This window comes from Maribacter ulvicola (assembly GCF_900155985.1).
Classification (GTDB): Bacteria; Bacteroidota; Bacteroidia; order Flavobacteriales; family Flavobacteriaceae; genus Maribacter; species Maribacter ulvicola.
In genome coordinates, this window is record NZ_FTMA01000002.1 from 452,181 (window position 1) to 458,180 (window position 6,000).

The 6,000-nt window shown below is 34.9% G+C and carries 4 protein-coding genes; 1 reads left to right on the forward strand and 3 read right to left on the reverse strand.

Going from position 1 to position 6,000, the window contains the following annotated elements:
• Nucleotides 1–453: 453 nt before the first annotated feature.
• Entirely contained in the window at nt 454–1,743 is a 1,290-nt protein-coding gene (locus tag BW936_RS10735) for an interleukin-like EMT inducer domain-containing protein (RefSeq protein WP_143744105.1), read from the forward strand.
• On the opposite strand, the gene BW936_RS10740 is transcribed toward BW936_RS10735, so the two are convergent.
• Genes BW936_RS10740 through BW936_RS10750 form a run of 3 tightly spaced genes read right to left on the reverse strand, consistent with a single transcriptional unit; the run spans nt 1,733 to nt 5,900 of the window.
• On the reverse strand, nt 1,733–3,049 hold the full coding sequence (locus BW936_RS10740) for a YaiO family outer membrane beta-barrel protein (RefSeq protein WP_076548381.1): 1,317 nt from the start codon (nt 3,047–3,049) through the stop codon (nt 1,733–1,735). The genes BW936_RS10735 and BW936_RS10740 overlap by 11 nt on opposite strands.
• Nucleotides 3,046–5,430 carry a sulfatase-like hydrolase/transferase gene (locus BW936_RS10745; protein WP_076548382.1) on the reverse strand — a complete coding sequence of 795 codons (2,385 nt, stop codon included), beginning with the start codon at nt 5,428–5,430 and terminating at the stop codon, nt 3,046–3,048. Before BW936_RS10745 ends, BW936_RS10740 begins: the two co-directional genes overlap by 4 nt.
• 5 nt (nt 5,431–5,435) lie before the next feature.
• The gene (locus BW936_RS10750) at nt 5,436–5,900 is read right to left on the reverse strand and encodes a glycosyltransferase family 2 protein (protein WP_244156215.1); all 465 of its coding nucleotides are present in this window, start codon (nt 5,898–5,900) and stop codon (nt 5,436–5,438) included.
• Nucleotides 5,901–6,000: the final 100 nt, after the last annotated feature.

The following is a 6,000-nucleotide window of genomic DNA, read 5'->3' on the forward strand; positions in this document are numbered from 1 at the left end:
TTGTAGGTTTAAAGGTTAATTTTGATTTGGGTATTCATATCTTGAAGTAAATATATACTCATGATAAAAGTGTACCAACAAAATGTGGTGAACCAATTTAAAAGTGTTGTAAAACCCATTAAAAAGTGTTGTTTGACATTTAATACCAATCGCCCCTGCAATTTACTGAGCTTTACATATTGTATTTCATCCTGTTTATTGGTATTTAAACGATATGAAGTATCAAGTTAACGTAGTACTAGTAGGTTACAACATAAAATCCCTTCATATAATATAATATACTCATGACATTTGGTTTTGCTATACTTCATGGCTACAGACCCATAACCTATTGAACTAATTAAATACATTGAATTACGCTTTTGCAATACCCTTACCATATCTACGTTGTAAAAGTAACCGCATTGGTATGTATATTTTCACAACTATAATGAGGTTAAAAATTACAAATTGATGAAGAGATCCTCCCCTATTCTTTTGAGCTATAAAATGGTTATACTATTAGCTTTCTTTTTTATAGAAAATCCGGTAAAAGCGCATAGTACACCATCAACTTTTTCTTCAAAAATAAAAGAAACAAAAGCCTTAGTTCTAAATAGCCATAGTTTTAATACACATGAACGTAGCACCTTTACCTACGCATCACAAACCGAAGCCGTAGAACGCGGATTAACAATCATTCATCTACAAGCAGATCATACGTTTGAGTTCAAGACTTTTGATACGTATGGAAGTAAAGAAGATGTACAGGCATTTATAGAAGTACTTTCTAGAATGGTAGACGCTAAAGCAGTATTTGCCTTATTGGCGCATGATTCCGCCGCAGCACAATTAACGGCTTATAAAAAGCAATTGAGCACATTAGGCTTTATACAACTAAGTACCTTAAAAGGAAGGCAAGCTTACATTATGCATAATATTAACGGCGTTATTACTGAGCAAGTAAATGATAACTCGATTACAGAAACGATAACAATCAATACCAGTAATGGTACTAAGGAAATTTACTTTCCAAGAGAAGTGTATGAATTTGAATCTAGCATAGATAGATACATTGCCCATGCCGGTGGAGAAATTAACGGTGTTAAATCTACCAACTCTAAACATGCTTTAGATGAAAATTATAATAAGGGATTTCGCAATTTTGAATTGGATATCATAGAAACATCCGATGGAAAACTGGTAGCGGCACATGATTGGAATATGTGGGCACGTTTTACTGATTATACGGGAAGCTTACCACCTACCCACGCCCAATTCATGAAGCAAAAAATATATGGCGATTATACTACCTTAGATATGGACGGCATAAATACGTGGTTTAAAAATCACCCAGAAGCTACTTTGATTACCGACAAAGTAAACGACCCCATAGCCTTTGCCGATGCCTTTGTGGACAAAGACCGTCTAATTATGGAACTCTTTAGTGTAATGGCAGTAGAAAAAGCTTCTGAGCATGGCATACAGACCATGATTTCTCAAGAACCCCTATTAGCCATTAAGGGAGATAAAGTAAATTTTCTTAAAGTAAACAATGTAAAACATGTTGCCGTTTCTAGAAGAATAATTGCTAGTCAGAAAAAATTAATGCTAGAATTAAGAGATGCGGGAATTAAGGTATATGTCTTCAACGTAAACTTCGATGCAGGAAAAGATGAGCAATATGTATATGATAATGAATTAGGTTTGGTATACGGAATGTATGCAGATAAATGGATACCTGCCATGCGTTCTAAAAATTAAACTCATAGGTTAACCCTGCCGAGATGGAATAAAAATAACTGCCAGGGTCAAAAGATTGTTCTTGTCTTAATACGCCTATATTAGTTTTATAAGCGTTTAAATTATTCTTGCTTGTGAATTGATATTCAAAACTCAATCGTTGCGATTCTATATACAATAAGGTTTCTGCCAACAATTGATCTCCAGAAGTAAACTGTCGCAATTCGGGAGAGAAACCGACCCCTACGTTTAATCCCATATAGTTTTTGGCATCCTTTAGATATTTTCGCACCAATAAGTTCCCCGATACATTGGTTAAATTATCAGATTCAGGTGTTATATATGAGCGTAAAGAGAAATAATAGTTACCCGTGTAATATCCCAAAGAGTTGGTAATATATTTGACATTTTTAGTGGCAAAATTTATAAATCTACCACCTGCAGAAAATTCAATTCCGTTTTTATGGTTGTAATACACATCGCCACCCACTTTATGGTTAGGATATAAATCTGACTCAGAATATCCATAATTAATATAGGCATAGAATCCTTTTGCAATTTTAGGATACAAATCCAAATCTAACTGAATACCGTTCTTCCCTACTCTATTGCTATTATTAATTCTAGGTATAAGAGTACCGTAAGGTGTTTGTCTTTTATAAGAAATACTAGATGTGGTAATGGGATCAAAACGTTTATCAAAAAATGTAACGGCACTATTGACCATGACCGTATTCTTTAATTTCTCTTCGGTTACGGGTGTTGTATGCACACTCTCCATTTCTGCTACAGTGGTTTCATTAAAAGTAGGAGATGATTTCTTAACACCGGTAAATTTGGTGTGGACTGTACTTTCTACGTTAAACCAACCATCAGAATCGTATTCAGTACCATTTACGCCATCTGTTGCAACCGCCTGTAACCTCACTATTTCTTGGTCATTTTCTATATGAATCAATGCTTTATTGGCAAGACCTAATGCCGTAGCATAATTCTTGGCATACAATTCATTTTTAACTGCAGAAATCCAGGCTGCTCTATGGGTTTTATTTTTTGATAGAATGTTATTGAACTCGGATCTCGCTAAATTATAATCCCCTCTCCAACTCAAGGTACTTGCCCAAAGTACTGAAGTTTCAATTTCAGTTTCTGGTTCGTTCACCAAATTAGACAGCATTTTATGAGCCGTATTGGTTTTACCTTCATATGCTAAGGCATAAGCCGTTTCAAAAGAAGAAATAGTAGGCTGCATAGCTTGACTACTAGCCTTGTTGTATACCAAGGATAGTAAAACCAATAAAAGGATATGTACCCTACTCTTCTTCATTTTTCTATGGATGCTAACGTATTTTTAGCCTCTTTATTGGTATTTTTATGAATTTTGACACCTGCTTTTCGTGCAGCATTTTTAGCCCTAGAAATCTTACTGGAAATTTCATTGGCACTTGCACTATTCTCCTGAACAAGATCAACTAATGCAAGCCCTTCCGCATATTTATCGTACCAGAAATACACATCAAAAAGCGCCGCATAAGAATCTATATAATTAGGGTTCATGGCAATACACGCTTTTAGAATTTTTACCGATTCTTCATAATTGCCTTTCCAAATATGTACTCTACCCGATAAAATTTTGGTATCTATATGACTTGGAGATTCTGAAAGTATGTAGCGACATAGCAAAAGGGCATCGTCCCATTTTTTATCAAAAGCCAAATCTCTTGCCTTAAAAAAGGAACGATCAAAATTACTTCCGTCATACATACTATTGATCCAGGTGATTTCTGCCGGAGTAAACTTTTCCTTCTGCACAGAAAAAATAGTTAAGCTATCAGGAATGATTTTGTTCTCCGTCGTCACATAATGATTCACAGATTTAAACCGTTCTAGACTTTTCTCCACTGAACCAATCCCAAAAGCAGAGCTGAAATCCATATCTTCATCTAGCTCCACGATATCACCATCAGTATATAACTTTTCTCCGCTGATGTATTCTTTTAACTCATTCTTATTACGCATTAAAGGAATGTTCTTGGTGGATCTAAATGCGGTTTCCATATCAAGAGCACCACCCATCCAAGCTACTTTTTTAGGCATTTTCATTTCATATGCATTGTCCAATAAAGCAAGAATTGATGGCGTTACATCAAAATGAGAAGAAATAGAACTCATTTTACGAGTTGTTTTTAACATGGGGCTGTACATGATCAGCGGCACATGAAAACGACTAATAGTATTACGCTGTGGTATAGGAATAAGTCTGTGGTCACCGGTAAATATGAAAATGGTATTCTCATAATTAGGTTGCAATTTATAAGATTCCATAAACCATTTTATGGCATCATCTGTATATAACAACGTGGCAAAAACATTAGCATTCTTTTCAACAATCTTTTCTACTCTAGAATCAAAATCGCCTTTAGCCAATATATCTTTGACTCGGTTTTCAAAAAAATTCTGGTTTGGCGGAATAAACGGTTCATGGGTACTAATGGTCATGTACACCTCTAATCTAGGTTGATCTTTACTCCTTTCTAAACTCAGACTTTTCTTGAATAATTCCTTATCAGGATATCCCCAAGAAGAACCCGCGGCATCTTCTGCCTGTTGTTGGTACTTATTTCCGAATCCGGATTTATCTAAAACAAAATCTAAATGCTCACTTCTCAAAAATCGGTCTACTTTATCAAAAGAACTATTGGTTCCCTGATAAAAAGAAGTGTGATAGCCATTGTTTTTAAGCACACTGAACATGGTGAGTTTATTGGGGTATTCTTCTAGCTCCATGAATCCGCTTTTACCAAATGGTAAGGATCCTAGTAATGATGGCAATACTCCGAAAGTTCTACCCGTATTGCTCAGGAAATTTTCCCAGTATAATGATTTGGTGGTTAGGGAATCTAGATACGGTGTAAATCCGCCAAACTCGGCACCTTTACCCACAAAATCCCTGCCTAGACCTTCAACCATTACAAAAACGATATTTGGTTTCTCTTCTTTTAACTCAAAATAAGCACCCAATACATTCTCAATAGTAGAACCTTGTACCAACGGATATTCTTCTGTTGATGTGTATGAATTATCTTCAGTACTCGTATTATATACGTTAACAGCCAAGTATTGTACTTTGTTCTGATTAATAGGTTTCCCATTCGTAAATATAGAAGCCATAAAAAGACTGAACAATACAATGGTAAATGGATACATCTTACTGATTCTATGGTAGAATTTAGAAGTGATTCTATATAGTCCTAAAAAGAGACCTATTAAAATAATTACAGCAATAAGCAGATAAACAGAAATCATAAAACCGCCAGAATTAGCTAAGGTAATTTTCACATCTGTATAGCTATATCCTAAAATATCTGAGCCTAACGGTACCAAAGTAGTAGAGTAATACACGGTAAGAATAGCTTCAAAAATCAACACCAGGCTTAAGAAACCAAAAACAAGATTAAAGCCATATTTAGGGCGTAAGTTTTCCCAGAAATTAAAAGGAAACACCATAACGATACCCATTAAAGCGGTAAAACCAATTTGATGCACAATGGCTTTTAACAAACTAACCGAAAAAATAGTATCGATAACACCTTTATAGAACAGCATACCATATTGAAAAAGCGTTAATACGAACAGACATCCAAAAAAGGATATCATAAGCCGTGTATACTGCTTTAAAGAATATCTATCTATACTACTTGTGTTCATTGCTGCTAGGATGCTTTTGCAAAACCTTTTCTAACTTGGGATCCCCAACCAGATTTTATTTTAAATAATTTTTTATAATTACCCCTAACCGCAGCATATACTACAATAGGATGAAAAATGAATGGCTCCAAAATAGCCAAGCCCATTAGTATTAAAAGGTCTTTTGTTTTTTGATATTGATGATATGAATACACGTCCCATAAAATAGCATAGAAAGAAATCATGATTGAAAACAAGAATATGGCCAATGTAATCATGAAAAAGAATTCCCAGTTTAGAATGCCCAGGAATGCAAAAAGTAAAATGGTAATAAAACCAAAAAACTCTAACAATGGAGAAAGCCACTCATAGAAAAACCAATAGGGATAGCTTAATAAGCCCAATCTACCATACTTTGAATTGAACAACATGTCTTTATGCTTAAATAAAGTCTCTAAGTTTCCACGAGCCCAACGATCCCGTTGATTCACTAGTATGACCTCCTCCCTTTAAACCGGACCGTTTAATACTAGAGAAAACCGGGCGAATAAATGTTTAACTTTAAATAGATTATTTGCTTATGAAACGATC

What these genes read in the sequence shown, in the direction of transcription:
- BW936_RS10740 (WP_076548381.1), bottom strand. Translation starts at nt 3,049, where the DNA reads ATGAAGAAGAGTAGGGTACATATCCTTTTATTGGTTTTACTATCCTTG.
- BW936_RS10735 (WP_143744105.1), top strand. Translation starts at nt 454, where the DNA reads ATGAAGAGATCCTCCCCTATTCTTTTGAGCTATAAAATGGTTATACTA.
- BW936_RS10745 (WP_076548382.1), bottom strand. Translation starts at nt 5,430, where the DNA reads ATGAACACAAGTAGTATAGATAGATATTCTTTAAAGCAGTATACACGG.